This is a genomic window from Streptosporangium sp. NPDC020072, assembly GCF_040631445.1.
Classification (GTDB): Bacteria; Actinomycetota; Actinomycetes; order Streptosporangiales; family Streptosporangiaceae; genus Streptosporangium.
Map to the genome: position 1 here is coordinate 100,578 of NZ_JBEYAB010000011.1, position 23,879 is coordinate 124,456.

The 23,879-nt window shown below is 65.4% G+C and carries 24 protein-coding genes; 9 read left to right on the plus strand and 15 right to left on the minus strand.

Going from position 1 to position 23,879, the window contains the following annotated elements:
- Nucleotides 1-37: 37 nt before the first annotated feature.
- The 14 genes from ABZ470_RS26130 to ABZ470_RS26195 all read right to left on the minus strand — a co-directional run bounded on the left by ABZ470_RS26130 (nt 38) and on the right by ABZ470_RS26195 (nt 11,773).
- Nucleotides 38-385 (minus strand): cupin domain-containing protein, encoded by a 348-nt coding sequence (locus ABZ470_RS26130; protein WP_352011823.1) that lies wholly within the window; start codon nt 383-385, stop codon nt 38-40.
- Nucleotides 386-572: 187 nt separating this feature from the next.
- Entirely contained in the window at nt 573-761 is a 189-nt protein-coding gene (locus ABZ470_RS26135) for a helix-turn-helix domain-containing protein (RefSeq protein WP_362914843.1), read from the minus strand.
- Nucleotides 762-937: 176 nt separating this feature from the next.
- On the minus strand, nt 938-2,071 hold the full coding sequence (locus ABZ470_RS26140) for a serine hydrolase domain-containing protein (protein WP_362914460.1): 1,134 nt from the start codon (nt 2,069-2,071) through the stop codon (nt 938-940).
- A gap of 266 nt (nt 2,072-2,337) precedes the next feature.
- Nucleotides 2,338-2,652: a hypothetical protein gene (locus tag ABZ470_RS26145; RefSeq protein WP_362914462.1), complete on the minus strand. Its 315-nt coding sequence runs from the start codon at nt 2,650-2,652 to the stop codon at nt 2,338-2,340.
- A 197-nt stretch (nt 2,653-2,849) separates the two neighbouring features.
- Nucleotides 2,850-4,277, minus strand: a complete 1,428-nt coding sequence (locus tag ABZ470_RS26150) for an Ig-like domain-containing protein (RefSeq protein ID WP_362914464.1) — start codon at nt 4,275-4,277, stop codon at nt 2,850-2,852.
- Nucleotides 4,278-4,538: 261 nt separating this feature from the next.
- Nucleotides 4,539-5,249 carry an HNH endonuclease family protein gene (locus tag ABZ470_RS26155; RefSeq protein ID WP_362914466.1) on the minus strand — a complete coding sequence of 237 codons (711 nt, stop codon included), beginning with the start codon at nt 5,247-5,249 and terminating at the stop codon, nt 4,539-4,541.
- 290 nt (nt 5,250-5,539) lie between these two features.
- Nucleotides 5,540-7,444 carry a hypothetical protein gene (locus tag ABZ470_RS26160; protein WP_362914468.1) on the minus strand — a complete coding sequence of 635 codons (1,905 nt, stop codon included), beginning with the start codon at nt 7,442-7,444 and terminating at the stop codon, nt 5,540-5,542.
- 41 nt (nt 7,445-7,485) lie between these two features.
- The gene (locus ABZ470_RS26165; RefSeq protein ID WP_362914470.1) at nt 7,486-8,337 is read right to left on the minus strand and encodes a hypothetical protein; all 852 of its coding nucleotides are present in this window, start codon (nt 8,335-8,337) and stop codon (nt 7,486-7,488) included.
- Complete coding sequence (locus tag ABZ470_RS26170) at nt 8,334-8,747, minus strand: hypothetical protein (RefSeq protein WP_362914472.1); 414 nt, start codon at nt 8,745-8,747, stop codon at nt 8,334-8,336. The genes ABZ470_RS26165 and ABZ470_RS26170 overlap by 4 nt, the downstream gene beginning before the upstream one ends.
- Nucleotides 8,748-8,760: 13 nt before the next feature.
- Nucleotides 8,761-9,210, minus strand: a complete 450-nt coding sequence (locus tag ABZ470_RS26175; protein ID WP_362914473.1) for a hypothetical protein — start codon at nt 9,208-9,210, stop codon at nt 8,761-8,763.
- A gap of 2 nt (nt 9,211-9,212) precedes the next feature.
- Nucleotides 9,213-9,437: a hypothetical protein gene (locus ABZ470_RS26180; RefSeq protein ID WP_362914475.1), complete on the minus strand. Its 225-nt coding sequence runs from the start codon at nt 9,435-9,437 to the stop codon at nt 9,213-9,215.
- A gap of 160 nt (nt 9,438-9,597) precedes the next feature.
- Nucleotides 9,598-10,008: a hypothetical protein gene (locus ABZ470_RS26185; RefSeq protein ID WP_362914477.1), complete on the minus strand. Its 411-nt coding sequence runs from the start codon at nt 10,006-10,008 to the stop codon at nt 9,598-9,600.
- A complete protein-coding gene (locus tag ABZ470_RS26190) occupies nt 10,008-11,468 on the minus strand; it encodes a hypothetical protein (RefSeq protein WP_362914479.1) in 1,461 nt (486 codons plus the stop codon). Before ABZ470_RS26190 ends, ABZ470_RS26185 begins: the two co-directional genes overlap by 1 nt.
- Nucleotides 11,465-11,773 (minus strand): WhiB family transcriptional regulator, encoded by a 309-nt coding sequence (locus ABZ470_RS26195; RefSeq protein ID WP_362914481.1) that lies wholly within the window; start codon nt 11,771-11,773, stop codon nt 11,465-11,467. The genes ABZ470_RS26190 and ABZ470_RS26195 overlap by 4 nt, the downstream gene beginning before the upstream one ends.
- A 298-nt stretch (nt 11,774-12,071) precedes the next feature.
- Between ABZ470_RS26195 and ABZ470_RS26200 the strand changes: the two genes are divergently transcribed.
- Nucleotides 12,072-12,794, plus strand: a complete 723-nt coding sequence (locus tag ABZ470_RS26200) for a GntR family transcriptional regulator (protein ID WP_362914483.1) — start codon at nt 12,072-12,074, stop codon at nt 12,792-12,794.
- A gap of 40 nt (nt 12,795-12,834) precedes the next feature.
- On the opposite strand, the gene ABZ470_RS26205 is transcribed toward ABZ470_RS26200, so the two are convergent.
- The gene (locus ABZ470_RS26205; protein ID WP_362914485.1) at nt 12,835-14,295 is read right to left on the minus strand and encodes a helix-turn-helix transcriptional regulator; all 1,461 of its coding nucleotides are present in this window, start codon (nt 14,293-14,295) and stop codon (nt 12,835-12,837) included.
- Nucleotides 14,296-14,434: 139 nt separating this feature from the next.
- Between ABZ470_RS26205 and ABZ470_RS26210 the strand changes: the two genes are divergently transcribed.
- From ABZ470_RS26210 to ABZ470_RS26245, 8 genes are all read left to right on the plus strand, one after another.
- On the plus strand, nt 14,435-14,623 hold the full coding sequence (locus ABZ470_RS26210; protein WP_362914487.1) for a hypothetical protein: 189 nt from the start codon (nt 14,435-14,437) through the stop codon (nt 14,621-14,623).
- Between the two features lie 247 nt (nt 14,624-14,870).
- Nucleotides 14,871-17,252 (plus strand): Helicase associated domain protein, encoded by a 2,382-nt coding sequence (locus ABZ470_RS26215; RefSeq protein ID WP_362914489.1) that lies wholly within the window; start codon nt 14,871-14,873, stop codon nt 17,250-17,252.
- A 106-nt stretch (nt 17,253-17,358) separates the two neighbouring features.
- Nucleotides 17,359-17,667, plus strand: a complete 309-nt coding sequence (locus tag ABZ470_RS26220; RefSeq protein WP_362914491.1) for a hypothetical protein — start codon at nt 17,359-17,361, stop codon at nt 17,665-17,667.
- A gap of 101 nt (nt 17,668-17,768) precedes the next feature.
- Entirely contained in the window at nt 17,769-18,752 is a 984-nt protein-coding gene (locus ABZ470_RS26225; protein ID WP_362914493.1) for an ABC transporter substrate-binding protein, read from the plus strand.
- Nucleotides 18,753-18,853: 101 nt separating this feature from the next.
- Nucleotides 18,854-19,882 (plus strand): methyltransferase, encoded by a 1,029-nt coding sequence (locus tag ABZ470_RS26230; protein WP_362914495.1) that lies wholly within the window; start codon nt 18,854-18,856, stop codon nt 19,880-19,882.
- 135 nt (nt 19,883-20,017) lie between these two features.
- Nucleotides 20,018-20,527, plus strand: coding sequence for an HAD family hydrolase (locus ABZ470_RS26235; RefSeq protein ID WP_362914497.1), 510 nt, complete (start codon nt 20,018-20,020; stop codon nt 20,525-20,527).
- A 280-nt stretch (nt 20,528-20,807) separates the two neighbouring features.
- Nucleotides 20,808-22,760: a hypothetical protein gene (locus tag ABZ470_RS26240; RefSeq protein WP_362914499.1), complete on the plus strand. Its 1,953-nt coding sequence runs from the start codon at nt 20,808-20,810 to the stop codon at nt 22,758-22,760.
- 25 nt (nt 22,761-22,785) lie between these two features.
- Nucleotides 22,786-23,862 carry an aldo/keto reductase gene (locus ABZ470_RS26245; RefSeq protein ID WP_362914501.1) on the plus strand — a complete coding sequence of 359 codons (1,077 nt, stop codon included), beginning with the start codon at nt 22,786-22,788 and terminating at the stop codon, nt 23,860-23,862.
- Nucleotides 23,863-23,879: the final 17 nt, after the last annotated feature.

Genomic DNA, 23,879 nt, shown 5'->3' on the forward strand with positions numbered 1-23,879 from the left:
CGTGACGGCGGATCGACACGGCGGGCGAACTTTTTTCTCAGGCGTCCCAGCCCTGGCGGCTGAGGGAGACGGTGAGCAGGACGACGGCTTCCTCGACCGCCTCAAGGTCGTGCCGGGCGTCGGGCACGATCAGCAGGTCACCGGCCGAACCGTCCCAGGAGTCGTCGCCCGCGCTCAGCCGGACCCGCCCGCGCAGGACGTGCACGGTGGCCTCACCGGGGTTCTCGTGCTCGCCGAGCCGCTGCCCGGCGTCGAGCGCGATCAGCGTCTGGCGGAGGGAGTGCTCGTGCCCGCCGTACACGGTGTGCGCGCTGCGCCCGCTCGACGCGGCGCGGGCGAGGTCGAGCTGCTGGGAGGCCAGCGCGGTCAATGACAGCTTGTTCATGTGACCACAGCGTATTCCGACCTTGGCCGCCTTTCCACGAACGGGCATTGAGCTGGGGAAACTTTCTCGTCTTTGCTCGTTACTTCTCGTTCCTTCTCGTCCTCTAGCGGAACAGAACCGGAACATAACGGCCCGGCATCGTCACCGATGCCGGGCCGTTTTCCACACGTAGAGAGGATGCTTCCGCTCAGCTAGCCCCCTGCCGCACGTACCGCGTGTCTTCCCAAACCCTCACGTCAACTTCCCGATAGCGAACATACTTGCCGATCCGCATGTACACCGGGCCCGTCCCATCCGAGTTCATCTTGTAGATCGTCTTCTTCGGCACGCGGAGCCGCGCCGCCAGATCATCTGGGGTCAGATGACCCTCTTTCATCGCGGCCCTCCACACTTTTCCCAGCCCCGTCAATGCACCATCCGTTCCACCATGGCACACTTTATACAGATTAATCAATATGATGAACAATTCGGTTCAATATCCCCTCAGGGAAGCCAGGCCTCCGCTCGCGATGAGAATCACAGAGGCCACCGCCGCCACGGCGAGCCCATCCATTAGCTACAGAACTCGGCGTTCAGCGCCTGGTTCATGGCCTGGTCGACGGAGGCGTCATCCGGGGAGGGGAGAGCGGTGGCGGCGACGGTGATGCCGCGGTGGTCGCTGTGGAAGCTGTAGGTGGCGTAGCCGGGGATGTGTCCCTTGTGTCCCCAGACGGTGGTGCCGCAGGTGAGGGTGAGTTTCATCAGGCCCAGGCCGTAGGCGAAGCCGGGGGCGACCGGGACGGTCCGCTTCATCTGGGCGAGTGAACCGGCGGACAGGACCCGGCCGTGGAGCAGCCGGTCGAAGAAGCGGTTGACGTCGGAGGCGGTGGAGATGAGGGCGCCCGCGGCCCAGGCGTTGGAGGGATTGAAGGCGGTGATGTCCTCAAGGCGGTTGTTCTCGTCGCGCATGTAGCCACGGGGGCGGGGACCGGCGATACCGCGGGCGGTGGTGGGCAGGTAGGAGCCGCGCAGGCCCTGCGGGACGATCAGGTGGGTGCGCAGGACGACGGGCAGGCCCTGACCGGTGATCTTCTCGATCAGCAGGCCGAGGGCGGCGTAGCCGGTGTTGGAGTAGGCCCAGCGGCCTCCGGGGTCGGAGGTGGGCGGCTGGCCGGTGCCGAGGCCGATCAGCCGGCGGGGGGTGTAGGTGGTGGCGGCCAGGCGGCGCAGCCCGGCCGGGGTCTGATCGAAGGTGGCGGCGTAGTCGGCGACGCCGCTGGTGTGGTTGAGCAGCATCCGGACGGTGATCTCGTCCTGGCGGGGAAGCAGCCCTGGTAGATACCGCCCGATGGAGGCGTCCAGGGCGATCTTTCCCTGGTCGGCGAGTTTGAGGACCGCGGCGGCGACGAAGGTCTTGGTGACGCTGCCGATGCGCCAGCGTCCGTTACGCGGAACGGGGGCGTTGGTACGCAGATCGCCGGTGCCCGCGGTGCCGCTCCAGCGGCCGTTCTCGTCGTAGGTTTCGGCCAGGGCGCCGGGGGCACCGGCGGCGACGATCGCGTTCAGGGCGGCCTGTACCGCCTGCTGCCGGGCGGCCTGAACGACGGACTGGACGGCGGCCAGCGGCTGGGCGAGGGCCGGGGCGGGCGGCAAGAGTGGCGACAGCGCCGCGGTGAGCAGCATCGGGATGACGACACGTGGTTTCACGGACAGGCTCCTTCACCGGGGTCTCCGCGGCCGGGTGGCGGTGAAGACCGTTCATGGAATACCCCGGGGCGGCCCACTGCTGGTGTGCGGGCCGCCCCGGAGGGTTGTCGGTTGCGCGCGTGTTAGTTCATGGGGCGGCAGAGCGGGGTCAGCCGACGGGGTGCTACCGGGACCCCCTCACGGAAGCCGAGTCCGGGAATCAGGAGTAGAGAGTTGATCTCTGGGCTGGTTCGGCGGCTCCCCAGGGGGCGGCATGAGGTGTTCGGTCAGGCGCGGAAGCTCCCGGTCCCGGGCTGAACGCGCGCGCCGTAGCCGGGCCGGATGGTTGCCACCTCTTGGATGAGGCAGAGCGGGTCGGCGTACACCTTGATGGCGGTGTCGGTCTGGTTGTTCACCGAGTGCGCGGCGATGGGCAGCTTGTGGCAGCCGGTGGGGTCGGTGTAGATGGTCAGCGGCTGGAATTCGCTGGAGAAGACCACGACCTGGCCGGTGGCAGCCTGGGCCGGGGCGGCGGTGCCCATCAGGGAGAGCGCCATAGCCGCGACGGCGGCAACGGCGGCGGTCCGGTAGCGAGATCTCACACGGGACTCCTGTCAGTGAAGGGTTGCGCGGTATCCAGGCAGAGGTGTTCTCCTCGGCCTGGGCGCGGTGAGCGAGACGGGCCAGGGGTTGGTGGCCCCGGCCGTGTTCGGTGTCACGGTCCGGCCGGGGCTTGAGTCATGCTCCGGTCACCGTCCAGGGCATGGTCCGGCCGACCGGGTCACGGAGCGTCGCAGGCTTAGTCCATGGGGCGGCAGGGCGGGGTCTGGAAGACCACGCCGTCGAGGAAGTTGCCGAATGCCGGGTTGCCGCCGGCGGCGGAGACCGACTCGAAGGCGAAGCGGGTGACGGTCTGCCCGGCGGGCACGACGTAGGTGCCGGTGTAGTGGCCCCAGGCGGTGTTGCCGTCGGAGATGTCCGGGGAGGAGGCCCCGTTCGGGGTCTGCGGGACGGTCGCGCTCGGGGTGCCGATGAGCACGCGCATCACGTCGGTGCCGAGGCGGCCCCGGTGGTAGAGCGACCAGGTCATCGTGGTGCCGGGAACGGTGGGTACGTCCTGGTAGAGGGCGGAGGGCTGGGTGGCGTTGAGTTCGGCGAACTGCTGGCCTTCGGCGGCCGGGACGTTCTGGAAGCCGGAGCGCCACAGCTCCACCTGGTGGTCGGTGGCGGTGGTGCGCCAGCCGACGGCCGGGTTGGTCGAGGCGTCGGGCAGGATCTGGTACCCGCTGGTGATCTGTGGCGCCTCGAAGCTGCCGTTGACGAGGTTGATGGGCTCGCGGGCGCAGGTGACGTTCACGGTGACCGTGGCCGTGCTGGTTCCGCAGGCGGTGGTGATGGTGTAGGTGAAGGTGTCGGTGCCGCCCAGACCGGGGGTGGGCTTGTAGATCACGGTGTTGCCGGAGATCGTCGCGGTGCCGTGGCGAGGCTGGGTCACACGGGTGATGGCCGGCGCCGTCGCGGTGTCGTTGGCCAGGACCGGCACAGTGACGGCGGTGCCCTCGGCGGTGGTGGCGGTGTCGTTGACGGCCCTGGTGGGCGAGATGGTCTGGCCGCTGACGATCCGGATCGGCGGGGCCTGGGTGTTGTTGCCGAGCTGGCCGGGAAGGGCGATGACGCTGCTGATGCCCGTCGGCCGGATGGTCATGTTCCGTCCGACGGTGCCCTGCTTGACGCGGAAGGTGATGACCTTCGCCGCCGGGTCGGTCTTGGAGCCCGGCGAGGTGATCGACAGGGTGTTGCCGTTGACGACACCGGTTCCGGTCTCGCCGATGATGTCGGCGTTGGCTCGCAGGGACGTCAGGTCCCAGGTGGTGGTGTAGGAGCGCACCACCAGCGGCCAGCGGGCCGTCTGGTGGCGCAGGGTGAGGGTGAAGGTGCCGCCCGGGGTGATCTGGCCGCCCCACAGGGACGGGGAGGTGGTGACCGAGATGTTCCCGTTGCCCAGCCGGACGCCGATGATGTTCCGCCAGTAGTACTCGACGGGGTAGGCGCGCTGGCCCTGGCGGACGCACGGCGTGTTGGCGGCCTGCGTGACGGCCTGGTGCGCGCCGTCGGCGGCGTGGGCGGGCGTGGTGGTCACCGTCTGCGCGGCCGACGCGGTCAGCAACGCCGCCAGGGTGTAGGCCAGCGCGGTGAGCGCGGATCGGGATCGGTGTGGCAACAACACGGAAGAACTCCACTCTGTCGGGAGAGGTAGGGGTAAAGATCCGGACCACCAGGTCGCTACTTTCGGCGTCCGGATGATTTCGGTATGTGTTCGCAGGTGGTCGGCGTGCGGCCTTCGCCGATCTCGGCCGCCGATCGCTTCCTCCGTCGCTCATCGGCCACGGTCAGGGCTCACGAAAAGGGCTGTGCCGGTTGTGGGGCGGCAGGTCACGCCGAAGCCGACGGCGTGCGCTCGCCACCGGCGATCACCAACGGCCGGCGGCTACGGGCTCTGCGGCTCGGCCGGGCCGGGCAGCGGCACGTCGGGGCACTCGGCGGCCAGCGCAGTCAGGGCGGCCTTCTCCTGCTCGTCGACGGTCAGATCCCAGTTCCGCTTGACCGCGGTCCACTCGGCGACGTACCGGCACCTCGCGCCCTCGGAGGGCGGCAGCCACTGGCTGGGGTCCTTGTCCGCCTTACTGCGGTTGGACCGTGCGGTGACCGCGACCAGGTGGTAGTCGTCGGCCAGGTCGTTGGCGTAGTCCTGCCGCTGCTGCGCGGTCCAGGCCGAAGCGCCCGAGTCCCAGGCTTCGGCCAGCGGGACCAGGTGGTCCACGTCCAGCCCGGCGGAGCCCTCCACGGTCTGGTCGTCGTAGTAGGAGTACCAGGTCCCGCCGACGAGGCGGCATCCCGGTTCGACGGTGGGCGCGGTGACGGCTTCGGTCAGGAGAACCTCGGCCCGGGCGTTGCAGCCGTTTCGGTCGGCGTCGATCCAGTGGCGGAAAGAACTCCTCTTGTAACCGGTGCGGTCCTCGACGGCCGTCGGCAGGTCGGCCACCGCCTGGTGCAGAAGCACGCCGGGGGCGGCGGCCTGCTGTGGCGCGGTGGCGGGGCGGTCGGGGGTAGGGGATGAGGTGGCCGAGGCCGAGCCGGGGGCGCCGGTCAGGGCGAGGGCCAGGGCTGCGGTGGTGAGCAGCAGCGTGCGTGAGGGCATGGAACTCCAACCAGAGTTACACATGGTGCAAGAACAGATACGAACAGTAGTTGTTCGTGATCAGGGGTGCACTACCGGCACAGTGACATTGACCTTTCTCAAAGACCCAGCGCGACAGCTGCTCAGAGTCGTTGGTTCTTGACGGTCATAGAACTGGGGCAGTTCATCGCCAAGGACCTCTCTACGGCTCTCGGCACAGCAGCCGTAGCCGACCTACTGCATTGCATGGTTCACGGACCTCAAGCCGCCGACCAGCCACTTCGATTAAATGATCAAGACAACAGTCGCCTTCATTTGATCTTTAGGCGCTCCAGAAGTTCCTCGGGCAGGGCGTACGCCACTTCCCCGTCCTTACTGGCTGGCCATACCCGGCCGTCCTCCACGAGCCTCTTGAGCTGCGCATGGATCTCGCTCGGCGGTGCTATCACTCGCTGCTTGAGTACGAGATGCAGCAACTCCCCCAGGTCCAGAGTCAGACCTTCCGTGTTGGCGAGCACGTTGATGATCGCTGCCTTCACATCGCCCGGCGTCGAACGCGGTTCCTCTCCTGCGGTCGCGCGCTTGTCTGCATGTGGCTCGCGCCCGTTCTTCTTTGCGCTGGTGTACTCCTCGATCCAGCCCATCGTCAGGTCGTCGATCTGGCTGGCCGCGGGCTGGCGGGCGATGAGTTTCGGTTTCTCGGTGTAGAGCCACCGCATGAGCGCGGCTCGCCGGTCGATCCCAGACAGGTAGGCCAGGCCTTGCGTGAGCGTCCCGTTCTTGAACGTCGCCGGGAGCAGTGAAGGGTCGTGCGGGAGTCCCATCTGATAGGCCGCGCCGGGTGTCTGCGTCCGCAGCGCGCACGCGTTCTTGCGGAGCTGCGCCCGCAGCGTCACCGAGCCGCCCAGCTCGGTCATGTTGGGGTCCTGGGCGACCAGGACGATCCCGCCGCCGCCTTTGCGCCAGGTCTTCGCGCCGGAGGCGAGCGTGGCCACGGCCCTCTTGCCGTGGACGTCGTGCGTCAGCAGCTCCGGCGCCTCCTCCAGGATGAAGAAGATTCCGGTCATGCCGCTGGCGTCAGGATCGCCGGGCACGAGGTGAGTCTTGCCGATTCGCTCGTCGCCGTCCTCGTCCGTCCAGGGGATGCGAGCGAGGTGGTGAACGCGGCGGCGCATCACCCAGTGCCACAGTCCCAACTCGTTCGCGCAGTCGTCCTCACCGAGGGCACAGCGGTGGGTGTTGCCGTTCCAGTCCGGCATGGAGCCGCCCTGCGGGTCGAGCAGCACCGTGGCGAGCTGGTCGGACAGGTGGGCGAGTCCGAGCAGTGTCTCCACCGAGCGGGACTTTCCCGCTTCGGAGTCGCCGACGATGATGCCGTGCCGCATGCCGCCGGATTTCGTGAAGAACGCCCAGTGTGCTGGTGTGAGGTCGTAGAAGTAGCCGATGTGCGCGCGTCCGTCCTTGCCGATGCGGGGCTGTAGGTCCTCGAACCGGCGGACCTCGGCCAGCGTGTCGCCCTTCAGAAGGGTGAACATCGCTCGGCTGTTGTCGCCGTACGACACCTCCTCCAGCACGGCGAGCTGAGTCGTCGTCTGGAACGCGGAGGCGACCTTTCCGGCCGCCTGCATGATGTCCTTCGTCTCTTTCTCTCCCGGCATCGCACGGATCTCGGCACGGTATCCGGCGTCGATCTTCTTGGGCGTTGTCAGGCTCATGCCGTTCAACGCCTTGCCCTTGGCGGCCAGTCGCTCGTTGAACAGGCGCATGATGCGCTCCAGCTCGGGGTCGATCGCGACTTGCTCAACGACGATCTCGGGTTCCTCAACCGGCGTTGTTCGGCCGGGAACCGGTAGACGACGGTGGCGCCTCCAGTGCAGCAGCGCGAACACCAGCCAGCCGACCACCCCGCCTTCAACCACCAGTCCTGTGGGACCGACTGGCGTGGCGGCGATGAGCCAGGCCGCGCCGAATACCGCGGCGGTGATGTTCTGGCGGCCCTGGACCGCCTTGCGGATCGGGACTGCGGCCGCGGCCGCCGCGATGAGGGCGGCCGCTGCTGGGTGCACTGGCAGTAGATGAATCGCTGCTGATAGTGGTAGCGCAATTAGCCATGCGAATGGAGCCGCCATCACCATGCGGTACCGCTGGCGGAACGCGACCCGCTTGACGGTGCGGGCGACCTCATCGGTCGGCGTCTTCTGGTTGGCCTTGGACAATGACGGCTCCTTTCGTGGACCGTGCTGGGCGTAGGCGAGCGTCAGCCGCCCGCGTACGCCTCCTTGTCGGCCACGTTGTTCACGCCGCCGACCGCCGCGTGGGCTTCCGCCACGTTGGACTGGGCGGCGGTGAGGTCAGCGATCCGCTGGTGCTGGTCGGCAAGCTGCTTGGCGGTCTCGTGCGCGGCCATCATCGCCGTGATGAGCTCGCCGCGGCCCATGTTCTTCTGCAGCAGGCCGGCCACCTGGCCGTCGATAGCGGCGGCGATCTGGTTCATGTCGGCGTTGGCGGTCTCGTGGTCGTGCTTGAGCTGGGCGAAGCTGGTGAATTCGGCGTTCACGGTGATCCCTTCGGTGGTGTCGTACGCGGTCAGGTCGATGACGGGCTTCTCGTCGCGGTCGTCGGCGGCGGCCGACAGCTCGGGCGTCTCCTCCGGGGTTTCCTCCTCGGTCGGCTGGGTTTCCTCCTCTGCCTCCTCGACTACTTCGGCTTCTTCGATCTCGCGGGTGGCCTGGTAGTCGTTGTATGCCTGACGGGCGCCCGCGACGGTCTGACGACCGATACGGATGGCACCTCCAAGCACCTTGAGCAGCCCGTAGGTGCCGCCCGCCATTGCCGCGGTGGTGCCGCCGACGATTCCGAAGGTGAGGGACGTCCACCAGCGGAGATTGCGCGGCCCTGGTGGGGCGCCAGACGTGGTCGGGCGGTTGAGGTACTTCTGGGCCTGGTCGTAGTGGGTGCGTGCGGCGGTGAAGCCTTTGCGGAATTCGAGGTCGGCCTGCGCCGCCCCGGCCCGGAGCCCGCCCATGGTGGCGGCGCGAGCTCCGGGGCGCCTCACCAGAGCGGCGGTGATGGCTCCGGACAGGGCCAGCAGCAGGATGACGGTGATCACTTGCGGCCTCTCTCGATGGTGGCGGTCATGGTGTCCTGCCATGTCTTCTTGGCGTCGCGGCCGAGGTCGGCAGTGTTGATGCCGAAGACCGTGATGGCGGCGACGACCATCAGCGTGGGGATGAACGGGGCGACGATCGCTGTGGCGCGGCCGACCTTGTTCGATTTGCCCCACACGTCCGCAACCCAGATGGCTGTACAGACGCCCAGCAAGATCGACGGAATGATGGGGTGCAGGCGGCCGGTGACCGAGCGAATGACGGTCTCGAAAAAGGTGCCGATCAGGCCGACTCCGGCGACGAGCATCCACCAGGCGGTGAACTTCGGCGCGGTCCTCTTCCAGATGAGGCCGATGCCGAACGCCAGCATCAGGGCGGTCACGCCGCCGAGCCCGACGAGCAGGTTGTCCACGGTGAAGGTCCCTTCAGGTGAAGAAGCGCAAGATCAGGTAAGCGACGATCGCGGCCGTGGTCAGCTCAGGGAGGAAGATCGTCATGGCGGGGATGTAGAACGCCGTGTAGAGCAGCGCTCGGGCCAGCAGCAGTACTCGCCAGGCCCACAGCATGAGACCGGCGTCGTCCGGTAGCCAGGACGGCGACCACCGCTCCCGGACGAACGTGATGGGCGAGGGCATGTAGGAAGGGTGTTCACGAGAGATCCAGTCCGATAGCGGGCCCTGGACGAACTCGACGAACCGGTCTAGGCGTGGCGCTGAGGGTTTGGCAGGTGTCTGCGGCTGGCCGTTGCGCAGGGGCACGACTGGGGCGACCTGTTCGTCCGCCTCAGCGGCGGGCTGGGCCTGCTCGCCGCTGTCGTCCGGCTGTTCGGTCTTCGGCTGCTGGTCGGTGAGGTACGGGGAGCGGATGCTACGCATGGTCACCGCCTCTGACGGTTGACGTCGTCGGCGCTGCACCGCAGTTCGGCGGCGTAGAACGCGTAGAGCCGATCGCCTTCGGTCTCGTCGGCGTTGTGCATGTCGGCGAGTTCCGCCGTGAGGTAGCGAACGGCTTCGTGGAACGCGGCCTTCGGGCTCGCCGCGCCCTTGATCTGGGCGTGGAAGCGCGTCTTGCGTCCCTGACGGCGGGTCGGTTTGATGGGCATGCGATTCCCCCGGTCGTCACGGATAGTTACGAATTGCGGGGCCGTGATACGATCTCGCGCACGTGCGCACACGTGCACCTGCACGCGTTGGGTCGCGCCGTTGCAGTGACTTGCGGCACTGATCAGCGTTGAACACGGCCCCGCCCCTGGTCACGTTCAGTCACACCATCAGGTTGGTGATCACTACGTCCCAGTTGATCCGGGACATCTCCTCTCCATCCGGCACCAGCTCGTACAGAGGGGTCACGCATCTCGCGAGCAGGTCAGCGGAAACGCGGAACACCGCCAGAAGCAGGTCCCCCTGAGTGATTCCGAGCAGCGCGCACTTACCGTCCGAGGAAGGTTCGACCCGCAGGGCGATACGGTCTGGCTTCGACAAGCATTCAGCCCGTCCGTCCAGGCCGTCCAGCAGCACGGCACGAGGCGCAACCACCGGGGTAGGCCAGTCCTCAATTTCCAAACGGACGAAGCACGGGTCGTCCGTCCGGTAGGTCAACCACCCGTTGTGGAACTCCTCGGTGGCGTCGTCCCACATAGGCAGGTAGCAAGCTCGCTCGACCGTCTGGATCATCAGTCCTTTTCCTTATCGCCGGCGAACGAGCTGTCTTCGTCTGCGTCGTTCTTGCCGGACGGTCCGCTGTCCGACACCGTCTTCGTCTGCATGGGTGATCCGGTCTCGTCCGCTTCGTCTACCGCAGGCGCGCTGTCTGCCTGGAGCCACTTCAACAGCACCCCGGCACGTTCGTTGCTGATCGTCTGTCCCGTTGCCTTGATTGCTTCGGCAAGGCGGTCACGCGTCAGCCGTATGCCGGTTTTCTGGTGTTCAGCGAGGATCGTCCGCCCGAGCGGCAACATGTCTACGAGGTCAGCCCGTCTGCCGTTCGTCCGCTTCCGTTTAGGTCTGTCGGAGGCCGCCTGCCCGCTGTCCGTCTGGGTCTCGTCCGCCGCTCGTCTGCGCAGCAAGAGCCAGGCCCAGCGAGGCCGTTCGGCCGTCGTCTGCCTGCCGTCCGTCCGGTCTTTGATCGAGTCCTCGCCGACTGGACGAAGCTCAGTCAGTGGACGGTACATGGGGAACATTCCGGCCCCGACTTGATTCACGAACCGCGCGATCGTCTGCTTGGCTACCAGCGCGTCCGGGTCCGCGCCGTACGCCTCTTCGGACAGGGCTGCGAGGTGCGTCAGCGCAAGCTCCAGCTGCGTCCGCTGCGCGGCGACCACCGCCGTCTGTGTCTCGTCCACCAACCGTCGCGCCTCGTGGTCGGCCCAACGCGTCCGCACCACTTCAACTGCGATGTGCGGCGCCTGCACTCCTTCGCTTACCGCCCACTTGAAGGCCGCGAACGTCTCCCGGGTGTGCAGCAGCCACCGAAGCACGGAGAACTTCGGTGCCCGCGGGTCGATGAGGCCCTTCTCCCGCAAGTCCTTGCGGTGCAAGTGCCGAGAGTGCATCGACCACAGCCACGGTGAGGCGAGCGAGCAGGCAGCGAACAATTCGGGGTAGTCCGGCACGTGCGTGTACGACAGGTACCCGGCGCCCGCACCGATCAGGTAGGAGGTCATCCGGGTCGTCCAGGCTGCGTCTCCTTCTCTTAACGCGACGTGTGCGTGCCAGGAGACGTAAACCGCGACCGACTCGATGATTCCGGCCGCGATCACAGCCCATAGCGATGGGAGGCCGCGCTGCATGAACGACATCGTCTGCCCGGACACAGCGACGCCGTTGACTCCCAGGTTGGTGATCGACATGACGGCTAGACGGCCGGCCGTCCGCGTCCGCTCGCTCCAGATTTCGCGCCGCTTCCGCCACTTTGCGCGGGTGCGTTCAGCTTCGGCCTCGGCTTCAGCGACGGTCCGGGTCTGTTCCTGCTCGGCCAGCTCGCCCGCCCGCTCGGACAGGGCGGCGCGGTGTTCAGCCTCCTCGATTTCGCGCTTGCGTCGGGCAGCTTCACGAAGCTCTGCCTGTTGGATACGGAGCTGCTCGGCTTCGAGCCGGGCGCGCTCACGCTCGGGGCTGGGAGCGAGGATGCTCACGCTGCCACCTCGTAGGTGCCGATCCCGAGGCTGCGACGCTGCGTGGGAGTAGTGCCGCCGATGACACCCCAGGCGTCGAAGGGCATCGTCCGTGCCCGCTTCAGGCAGGCGCCGTTCAGTCCTGTGAAGGGGCAGCCGGAGCACAGCCCACGGGCGTAGTCCTCGTCGTCGGCCTTGCGTTCGTCAAGTGGGTACCAGTCGTCAGGGTCGATCCCGGCCCGGCAGCATTTGGCCTTGAGGGCGAAGAGGACCGCGTCAAGGTCAGGAGTTGCGTCGGATGTGACAACGCCATGCGGCGATGCCACGATGTGGCTAGACATCGGGTCTCAAGTCCTTTCGCGAGGGGAAGAGACCTTGGTGATCTAGGGCCCCACTTGGAGTGGAGTCCAAGTGGGGCCCGTAAAACTCGTAGTGAGCGGCTTTCCGGTGGAGCGGAGAGCCGTTTTTTCACACCCTGGCAATCTCTGTTTACTAGTAAACAGGATCACGATAGCCATGCTGCAGCACTAGACGATCACTGTCAAGCCCGCAGGTGAGACACGATCCCGCCACCCGTAATACGATCAACGCCAGCCCGAGCACCCAACGGAGGAGGACCCGCCCGTGCCCACAGCGCGGTTTCCCGAGGTCCTTGCCGACCTCCGAGCCAAGATCCTCGACGGCACCCACCCGGAAGGCGAGCCGCTTCCTCACACAGAAGATCTGATGCAGGCCTACGGCGTAGGCAGGTATGTCATCACCACCGTGATGCGGGCGCTCAAGGAAGAAGGACTAGTCTGGCGCGTCGCCAACAGAGGAATGATCGTCCAGCGGCCGGCTATCACCATTGAAGTCCCCATGGCCATCGAGCGGCGCGACGAACCCACCGCGTGGGCAGCCGCCTGCCGCCGAGCTGGAACCACCGGCCGCCTGACACCGCAGACTATGCGCGACGACAACAACCCGGCCGAGCAAATCACCCAGCTTCTGCACCTTACGCCAGGCGTTCCCATCATTACCTGGGAACTACACGGCGACATTGGCGGGCTGGTCGTATGCCTGGATCAGACCTTTGTATCCAAGGCCCTACACGAAGCCGATGCTTTTGACATCGAACGATCCAACGGCGTCATGGACCTGCGCATCAACGTTCGCCCAGCCTCCCCCCAGGAGGCGGCACAATTTCGAATCAGCCGCAACAGCTCCGTGCTCGACCTCCTGCGCGTCACCTATAACGACACCGGCCAGCCTCTTCAACTGCTGAAACGCACCGTCAACCCGCAACGGGTCCGCATCATCGACCAGCGCTTGCCACTCACGTCACCCCTGGGCGACAGCGTTAGCTGAAATGCGGTGAGGATCCGGCGAAGACGCCGAACCCTCACCATCAAGCAGTCAACGCCTTCAGTTCTTGTACTGCCGGTAGAGCCCGAGCATGGTCAGGGGTCTGCCGCATCAAGTGGTCGATCCACCATTTGATGGTGGTAGTACGGTGCTCAGCGGGCAGAGCCGTGTACGCCTGCAGTGCCTGATCGAGCCCTTCAGTCGGCCGTTCCTTGACCAGCAGCGTGCTTTGAGCGAGACGAGTAGCCGTTATCGCCCGCTGGTCGCCCCCCACCCCTATCGTTTCAAGCTTCCGGGCGAGCTGGTCATAAGCATCATCAGCCCCACTAAGGACGCTCAGGTTCGTTCGGGTCCCAAAGTGACGTTCCGAAGGCCATCCCCAAATGGCCTTCGTTTCACGAATCGCGAACTCAGGCAGTTCGGCGCCTATCTCGTCGTACCGGCCAAGGACCCGCTCAGCCGACAAAACCGGCTCGCCCGGTACGGGGCTCAGCGCCATGACAACGCTACGACCAATCCAGGCCTCCGCTACTCCTACGCTGGACCTGCCCCCGCTGAGATGCTCGGCTTCCTGAGCAAGCCGAAGTACGAGAGGGGCTGTATAGCCGGGCATGTCCGTTTCAATCGCTGCTTGCCTGCCACGAACCCATACGCGCAGGTCGAGATCGCCGCTGGCGTCCGCTGCGGTCCTGGACGACCTCCACCACCGGCGGGCCTCTGCGAACTGGCCGGTCTCGACCAACGCCATGGCCATTAGTGCCGCGAATTGGGAACCGACTCGCTGAAGTCCGGCCCTGTCACTCTCGGGACGCGCCTCCAAAGCTTTGCGGATATCGACGAAGTCAGGCAGCAACCCGGCAATGAAATCCGTAGGGGGCTTGACTCTGATGTCGAAGGCAGCTTGGTAAGCGGCGGCTTCCCAGTCAGCGAGACTATAGTCTCCGGTCGCGTCCACCGACTTGTCGAAACCGTCTCGGATGATCTCTAGGGCCCCAACGGGCACAGCTGCCCCGACGCTCATTGCCGTCAGGAGTTGGAGAACAGTTCGGCGCTCCATGTCGTCTCCATCATCTCTGCCGTTGGGGACTCGCACTTCGAGAGTACTTCCCGGAGCCCCTTCGGCAACACTCACGACCTGACGCAGAGCTACAAGGACACCGTCGGCGTTGTAGAGCTGATCCAGCAGGGTCACCTTATCCTTCGGCGGAAGCCGCTCACCATGCTCCCACCGGGAGAGCACAGAGTCTGTGATCATCATCTGACCAGCAGCCTCTCTAACGGACAAACCGCACAAGTCCCTCCACCGGCGGAGAACTCCCCCGAACGCGTGCGTAGGGGACTTCGAAGGGTCGATGTCACCCTGACGTCGAGCCACATCTTCTCCTCTATTTTTTCCATTTTTGCCATCTACTTTGGCAAGAAAAAGATCTATGCGCACCCCTTGAAGTGCCCCGATTATGTCATGTGAAGGCGCTCTCGCCAGCCCAAAGAAGACGAGGGTCACATTGCGGGCGCCACAAAAGGGGTGATTACGGACATGGAGACGTTGTCTCGACCCACCCAGGCCTGATTCGTAAAAAACGGACCTGCCGGCCGTTTAGGCCGAGCCGGACAGGTCCTCGATCGCAAGGAGGTGCGATCTGGTGGCGACCATACCGGTAATTTCCGGTTGGCGGGTGTTCCGCAGCGACGCAGGAAGGCTGTGGGCAAGCCGAGAGAGGCCGTTCAACTCGGAAGAGGCCCGCCGCACGGTGGACGCTGACACCGAAGACGAACTGCGTGCTGCGGTTTCCACGCAGGAAGAGCAGGAACAGCGCGCCATGGTCTCCTGACCGCCTCGCTCAAAGCTAACTATCCGACTTCGATCTGCCCAGGATGGTTGGCAATCCCCCGTCGGGGACGGGTGCGGTGAGCGCGCCCAAGAGGTCCAATGACTGCCGGTCGGGGACCTTCATAGCCACCGCGCCCTCATAAGCACGCCTTGAACGCGTGCGGCTGCGGTGCGGGCCGATCTCTCCGTTTGGTCGGCCCGCACCGCCTGGCCGAAAAGCCCCTAATCGGAAAGTCTCCTTACCAGAGATGAAAGAACCGTCCATGGCTGATGTCTTCGATGATGATTTGTGGTCTCACCAGCCAGTCGCCGTGGCTGCCATCGAGGCAGCGCTGCGGCACGGCGGCCGTGCCACCGCGGACTCCGCCTGCGGCACCGGCAAGACCCGCGTGGCGGCCCAGGCCGCGGCCCGGCTTGCCCCGCAGGGGCGGGTGCTGGTGATGGTGCCGTCCCTGGCGCTGGTCGGGCAGATCCTGCGGACCTTCGCCAGGCACGGCGGAGTGGCGCTGGGCCGTGTCGCGGCCGTGTGCTCCGATCCTCACGTGCTGACGCGGCGCGCGGCCACGCTGGATGTGGAGGGCGCGCAGGTGACCACTTCACCGGCTGCGCTGGCCGACGCCCTCACGGGCCCGGGGCGGGTGACGGTCATGGCCACCTACCAGAGCCTGCCCGTGTTGGCCGCCGCTCACGCCGCGCACGGTCTGGCGCCGTGGGATCTGGCGATCGCCGATGAGGCGCACCGCACTGCGGGCCGCGCCGGCCGGGCCTGGGCCGGTTTCCACGATGACGCGGTCGTGCCCATCCGGCGGCGGCTGTACATGACCGCCACCCGCAAGATCCTGACGAGCGGCGGCGACGACGACCTTGTGGTGTCGATGGACGATGAGTCCATCTATGGGCCGGTAGTCTTCAAGCTGCCGACCTCGACGGCGATCGAGCGAAAGCTGCTGGCGGACTACGAGATCGTCGTGCCGCTGATAACCGACGATGAGGTCCGCCGCCTGACGTTGGAACAGGAGAAGAGCCAGGGACAGGGGCCTCGGTTCCGGCTCGACAGGACCACCGTGGACGCCAGGACGCTGGCGGCCCAACTCGCGGTGTTGCGTGCCGCGAGTGAACATGACCTTCGCCGCATCATCACCTTTCACAACCGGGTGAATGACGCCAGGGTGTGGTCGATGACTCTGCCTCGGACATGGGCGATCATGGATCCTCAGCACCGCCCGGCCAGGGTGTCGGGGTATCACATTCACGGTGGTCAGGAGGCCGCCGTGCGCCACGCGGTGCTGGAGAAGCTCAGCGCCTCACCCGACGATGACGGGGAAGTGCGGGTGGTGTCCAATGCCCGGGTTCTCGTCGAGGGAGTGGATGCTCCGGCGGTGGACGCCATCGTGCTGGCCGCACCCCGTAACAGCGTGATCGACACCGTGCAGGCCGTTGGCCGGGCGCTGCGTACTGGAGAACGCCGCGACAAGGTGGCCCGCATCATCGTCCCCGTTTTCCTGGGGCCGGGCGAGGACCCCGCATCAGCGCTGGAGGGGTCGGATTACGATCAGGTTTGGCGAGTCATCTGCGCCATGCGTGCCCAGGACGACCGCCTGGCCGGCTACCTGGATCAGGCGCGAGTTCGTCAAGGCCGCGGCGACCCTCTCGGCAGTCCCGCTGATTCCGGTCTGCGCCCCACCTGGTTGTCCCTGTCGGGAATAGCGATCCCCGAGGGGTTCGCCGAAGCGGTCCAAGTGCGCGTGATCAGGGCGGCCTCCTCCGGCTGGCATGAATACTACGGCGTCGCCTGTGCGTATTTCCAGAAGCACGGAAATCTGAATGTCGATCATTTCTTCCAGACGGAAACAGGCCTTCACCTGGGGGCCTGGGTAAAGTTTCAGGCGGCGCAATACAATGCGGGCAAGCTTAGTCCCGAACGTGTGGGCCTGCTTGACGAGATCGGCATGATCTGGTCTCGGGTGGATTTTCGGTGGAACCGCGCCTTGGAAGTAGCTCGCTCCTATGTTCAGGAGCACGGCACTCTGGTGGGTGTCCCCTTAAAATGGCGGAAAGACGGCGTCTCTCTAGGCTTATGGCTGGCCAGCCAGCGTTCTTATGCGCGTCAAGGAAAGCTCTCCGAAGACCGGCGTCTGGACTTGGAGGCCCTTGACCCAGCCTGGGACAAAACCATGTCGCCCTGGGACGCCAACTACGAGTCGGCGCGTGATTTCTTCGCGAAGCACGGGCATCTGGAACCCGATCCCGATTTCCGGACAGAAAATGGGATAAAGCTCCATATGTGGCTTGCTGCGCAGCGTACCGCATACGGCAAGGGAGAGCTTGCCCCTGAGCAGATAGCACTCCTGAACAGCATCGGGATGGTGTGGTCCGTCAGGGGGGACAGATGGTACACCTTCCTCGAAGCTGCCAAAGATTACGTCAATAAGCACGGCCCTCTCCCTAGGAGAATTGACCCGGCCGATTTAGGAGAGCTTGATTTCCGGAGGTGGCTATCACGCCAGCGGAGAAATTTTCGCGCCGGAAATCTCTCTGAAGATTATCTGGCCGCTTTGAACTCTTTGGATCCCGGCTGGGCTATCGGGAGAGCGAGTAGTAAAACATCCGGCGTGAGGAAACAGCCGTGATCGCCGTTTTTAATGCTCATCGTCCCACTCCGATCGACAGCCTCCTCCTCGCGGGCAAGGACGCCTTTTCGGCCGACGGGTGGCCCTGGCCGGTACGGGCCGCCCGGTGATCCCTCTGCCGGGCACGGCCGCTCACGCCCAGCTCGCCGCGGTGGCCGCCGTGAACAGGGGGCTGCAGCGACTGAAGGGCGCCCTGCAGAAGCGCGGGGTCGGCGCCGAGATCGTGCACGACGGTGGGGCACCCGCGCTGTGCGTGGAGGGCCTGACCATCTCGTGCTCCCCGCAGGGGCAGTACACGTGGCGCGCCGAGGACCCCCGTCGCCCCTCTGAGCCGCTTGGTGATGACGTGGCCGTGATAGCGCCCAGGATCGTCGCCCGGCTGCGCCGCAGGAGCGTCGTGCCGCAGCAGGAGTAAGCCCGCGGCGGCCTGGTGTCTTCACCCTGCGGAGGATGCCGGGTCACCGCGTTACGGAGACGGCGACCGCCATCTTCGCCCTTCCCCTTCTTGGAGTTGTTGTGCCTTCGCGCACCCTCAGACGATTACTCACTGCATTCTCTCTGTTGCTTTTGGTGGGATGTACGGTCCCTGACCCCGCCGCCACCGCCCGCCTGGAAAAACCCGACATCACGATCGGCGTCATGCCCATCCCCGACGTCGCGGGCCTCTACCTGGCAAAACGAGCGGGAATCTTCACTCGGGAAGGGTTTCGGTCCGTCCAGTTGGAAATGGTCCAAGGGGCCGCCCTGGCAATCCCCGTCATGCTCTCCGGCCGCATGGACGCGAGCATCATCAACTACGTCACCGCTGTTACCTCTGTCGCACAGAAAACAGCGGACCTGCGATTCCTGTGCGACGCCTACCAGGCAACAAGCAAAACCTTCATGGTGATGGTCCGGCCCGACTCGCCCATCAAGTCCGTGGCTGACCTCAAGGGCAAGACGATTGCCGTCCCTACCACCCACAGCATCGCCACGCTAACCACCACGGAGATTCTCCGTGTCAACGGCCTGAAGCAAGACGACGTTTCCTGGGTCGAGATTCCATTGCCCAACATGTCTGCTGCCCTACGTTCAGGCAGCATCGACGGCGCGTGGATGACTGAACCGTTCATCAGCGCGGCCGGTATCAAAGACGGCGCCGTCGCCCTGGCCGACACCGCAGCCGGCCCAACAGCGGACTTCCCCATCGCCGGGTGGGGAACCACCGCGCGCTGGGTTCAGGACAACCCCCGGACGGCCGCCGCCCTGAGGCGGGTGCTGGAAGAAGGACAGCGACTCGCCGCCGACCGCAAGGCCGTCACGAACATCCTGCCCACCTATACAGCTATCTCCCCGGCGGACGCGCAGATCATCACGCTTGGCACCTATCCCAGATCTCTGCGTCCCGAGCGAGTGCAACGGGTGCCTGACCTCATGCAGGAAATGGGGTACCTGCCCGACCCGTTCGATATCGCACCACTGCTCCTGTCCTCCTCCACATCCTCCCAGGAAACGTCATGACGCACGCCGAACCTGGCTCCAGGCTGCCCAGTAGGCCGGTTTCCCCTCCTTCTTCGATCCCTGTTCCATCCTTCGCTTCGGCGTCTCGCCGGATTCAGCATGTGCTTGAAAGCGAGCTCGCCTTCGGCGTCCTCGTGGCGTTGGCTCGCCTCGGGGTAGCGGACCTCATCGCCGAAGCGGGTCGCCCCTTGACGAGCTCGGAGCTTTCCGAGCAAACGGATGCCGACCCTGACAGGATGGCGCGGCTGCTGCGCACCGCCGCCGCCTTGGGGTATCTGCGCACCACTCACAACGCTGGGTACGCCCTGACTTCGGAGGGTGCACTGCTTCGTGACCTTCCGGGCTCGCTGAGGCCCGCCCTTCTGGTAGCGGCGGACCCGCTGTGGCGGGAGACGATCACCAACCTGGGTCGGGCTGTGCTCACCGGCAAGGCGGGGACGAACATTTCCCCTTATGACTACCTGACCGCCAATCCTGCCCTTGCTCGGCAGTTCCAGCAGTTCATGGCCGTTCGCAGCGCCGCAGCCGCCGCAGCGCTCGCCCAACGCGATTTCACGCAGTGCCAGACTGTGATCGATATCGGCGGTGGGCAGGGGGCGATGCTCTCCACGATTCTGGAAGCCCACCCGCACCTGACCGGTGTGTTATGGGAGCAGGAAAGCGTCGCGGACATTGCAGTGGTCGCCATGGCCGAACGCGGCCATGCCGACCGGTGTCAGATCATCGCGGGCGACATGATCGACAATGTTCCGCATGGCGGCCAGCAGGCCGTATACATCCTCTCCAATATCCTGCACAACCTTGACGATGGCCAAGCCCACCGGGTGCTGAGTAACGTCCGCGCGGCGGCCTCCAATGGTCCCGCCCAGGTGTGGTGCGTGGACATGCTGATCAATCCGTATCGAGCCTACGTGGGGACGCCCGCGGCCGAACTCACCGATATGCGCATGATGTCCCTTTTCCTTGGCGGACGGGAACGCACCAGCGAGGAGTACCTAGCACTCCTCATTAACGCGGGTTTCCCCTCACCAAGGATCGAACGGCTGAGTGGCCCGATGTACCTCATCAGTAGCGAGGTCACGCCTCTGTCGGCGGACGATGCGGGACCATACGCGCCCTCCCTGCTCTGACTACTGCTCCGTACCCGGTGTGAACAGGCGCGGCGGCATAGCCTCGTGTTCTCGCGCAATGTCTTATGCCGCATTCACCTTTCTGGCCGATCACCATTGGGTGGCCATCAGTGTCTCTCTGGAACTGGAGACGGCATGTTAATGCGCGGAATAACCCATCTCGCCCTGGACTATGGAAGCACTCTAACCGTGCCGGACACCCCTCCTGACCTCGATTTGGGGATGCGGCCGCTCGATCCGCTGGTTATACCGGCGCTGAAGCGGGCTCGCGAAGGCCAGCTCACATTGGTGCTGGCCTCCAACACGCGAAAAGGCGATGACCGCCACCGAGCACTGGAGCGGGCAGGAATTCTCAACTGGTTCGGCCCGACGCTGGAGTCGGCGAAGCTGCGGGTAGGAAAGCCCCATCCGGCGTTCTACCAGACGCTGATCGCCATCACCGGAGCCCGACCCGAACAGGTTTTGTTTATCGGGGATAACCTGGCGAATGACGTCATTGCCCCGATCCAACACGGCATACCGGCCGCCCTGGTACGTCATCCCGCTCTTCCCGAGAAACGTCGCATTCCGCTGCCTCCGGCACTCGAAGGAATCGTGCCGACCATCTCCCATGTCAGCGAACTGATACCGCTGCTGGGCCTTTAGATCACGTGATTTCGGCGGCAGGAAAAATTTCCTGCCACCATTCCTCACCAAACACGCAGGAGGACGTATGTCTCACCCCTGCACTACCAGCTCTTCCAATAGGTACCCCGTCTACCAGCGACTGATCACCGCCGTCGATACAGCTATCGGCACCCGACCATTCTCCCTCGATCAGTTACACGCAATCCCGTTTCACGAGCTGACCACCCTGCATGGCTTTCTCACACAGCACCTACCTGCCCGTATCGCTCTTACCGGTAGCGTTGACCGGCGGCTACTCGTGATCGAGAACACCGTCCGGCGTGCCTGGACCATCGCCGACCTGTCTGGCCACGCGCACCACACCCGCAGTTGGCCCATCTGGACGCAGGGCCGTATCCCGCTGTCTCCGAACAACGGGTGGCTGGCCGAGACCACCATCAGCGACGACACCTTCCAGCGGCTGCTACGGCCAAGGGTGTTGCTCGTCGCGCTCTACCACCCTGAGCACTTCCCGCTGCCCCGCTTCCCGCTAGCCATCAGCGACGTCGCCCGCGCGGCCCGTGCCACGCTCACCGGGCAGGTCGAGCTGATGGACATGCAGCTTGGCGTCACTCTGCCCGACATCGTTGCTCGTACCGATCAGATGCGGCCCGACATCGTGGGGATCTCCGCGACCTTCGGCCAGCACGACCTGATGATCCAGCTCATGGATCACCTGGCCAGCATGCCGGACGCTCCGCTCGTCATCGCCGGGGGCAGCCTCACCGTTCGCAACGAACGACTGCTCCTGCAACGTTACCCGCGCATGCTCATCACCCGCGCCGCCGGTGAGCCAACCATCCAGGACGTGCTCGCGTACTGGCACGGTGATCTGGAGCTGCCGCAGGTCCGCGGGATCGGCTACCACGGCCGTCTCCAGCGCGGCGAGGGAACACTCAGCATCGGGCCAGCCCGCCGCAACGCGGCCGTCGCGAACCGGCAGCAGACCGATATCTGGCCTGAGCTCGACCTGCTGCACACCACGCTCGCCCACGGCGGGGTCGCCCAACTGGAGACCTCCCGAGGCTGCACCAGTTCCTGCTCGTTTTGCCCGCGCGGCCACAAAGGACAGTGGTCCGGCGCCGCCCCGGACGGACTGCCGTGGATTCTCAAGGAAATCAGCGACGTCTTCGATCAGCACCCGGACATCGCCCGCGTCCTGTACCTGGTGGATGAGGAGTTCATCGGCCGCGGCGACGACGCGATCCCCCGTGCGCTAGCCGTCTCTGACATCCTGCGACGGCACAGGTTCCGGTGGGAGACCTCCTGCCGTATCGACCAGGTCGTGTGGCCTGGACGTGATCGCACCTGGCACGTGGATCGCGGCTATCTGTGGCGGGCCCTGCTGGCGAATGGGCTGAGACGATGCCTGTTCGGCGTGGAGTCCGGCGTCGATACGATCCTGGAACGCTTCCACAAAGAGACCACCAGCGAGCAGAACGCGCTGGCGATCCGCACCCTGTCCGCCCTCGGCGTCCCGACGCGCTTCACATACATCACGTTCGACCATCTGATGACCCACGAAGAGCTGCGGCAGACACAAGCTTTCCAGGCCCGTACCGACTTGCTGCTGAAACCGCTCCCACAGATGAGCGTCGAGGAGATCATCGATGGAGTTCGCGACGAGGATTTCGTCGCGGCGCACAGTCTCGGGACGCCGTTCTACACCGGCATCTCCTACATGCTCGTGTCGATGGAGTGCTTGACGGGCGCCGCCTACACTCGCAAGGTGCAGGCCGCTGGCCTGGCCGGGCAAGTCCACCCTTCCATCGGGCGAGTGGACGCCGACTTCGCAGACCGCCGGATCGGCGTACTCAGCCGGTGGAGCCAGCTGTGGGTGGACCGCAACTTCGCCCTGGACTACACCTTCAAGTCCTTGGAGAAGATTCTCGACGGGCCGCCTCGGAGCAGTATCCGCGCCGCCCGTGTGATCTTGAAGCAGGCTGCGTTCGACCTGCTGACCGGAATGCTCGTCCTCTTGGAGGACACAGACACCACCCCCAGCGGCCTGAGCCGTCTCGATGGACGCTGTCAGGATCTCGCCGAGACCCTCATGGAGAATCTGCGTCCGCAGATGACCATGGCAGCAGCCGACGTCAGCGCTCTTCTCCCTGCTGACCGCATGAGCGTCCTGACCCGCGAACACACCCGATGGGCCGCCACCGGAAACACTTGGACTTTGATCAACGCCTCCGACCCGTGCGGCACCTGACCACTTCGTCTGAGGAAAACCTCCTATGTCCCTTGAACTTGAACCCCGGCCCCTGCGTTGCTTGGGCCGAGTCGTCTCCGCGATCGGCGCAGGATGCTGGACCATCGGCGGGCCCGCGACTAATCGCGGTATCCCTATCGGCTGGGACGGCGTCGATCCGGACCGGGCCTACGAAGGATTGGCCCGCGCCTACGCCCTCGGCGTCACCCTGTTCGACACCGCCGACGTGTACGGTCTCGGTGCCTCTGAACGACTTCTCGGCCGGCTCCTGACTTCTGTGCCGCGCAACCAGGTCGTCATCTCCAGCAAGGTCGGCTATTTCGCGGGGACAGCCGCCCATCCCTACCACCCTCTGCAGATGCGCCATCAGTTGGAAACGACGCTGACCAACTTGGGCTCCGACTACCTGGACATGTACTTCCTGCACAGCAGCGACTTCGGGCTCGACGACCGATACTTGGATGACGCCGTGGAACAGATGCGAGCCTTCCAACGTGAAGGTCTCATCAGCGCGATTGGGATGCGCGCTCCGCACGTCTTCGCCCAGGAACGGAACGACGCCTCCACGCAACGATTCCTGCGTCTGTTCAACCAGATCCGGCCGGGCGTGCTGACGGTTCGTTACAACCTGCTGTCTCCGCTCTACAGCGCAGACGAGACCGACATCTTCGACTTCGCCAAGAAACAGGAGGTGGACGTGATCATCAAACAGCCTCTCGCGCAGGGTCTGCTCACCGGCACGCACTCTCCCGACCGTCCCCGGCGAACCAGCAGCAGTGACCACCGCAGCACCGATCCAACCTTCACCCAGCACATCGTCCAAGCCGTCCACGAAGTGCTGCGCGAGGTCGTTCAGCACTTCGGTGACCAGCCTGCGGACTTGGTCCGCGTCGCGTTACGCTACGCCCTGCAACGTGCCCCGGACGCCCCTGTGCTGGTCGGATTCCGCGATGCGGGGCAGATCACGATGAGTCTCACCAGCCTTGGCGACCCCCTCGCTGGGGATGCGATCGCGCTGTTACGTCATCTCACGGCCCCTGCCAGGCAGATGATCCATGACCTGCCCGCCAGGGTTCCGCAGTCCCGACCTGCCAGTGCCTGACCCGTCACTTCGACAGA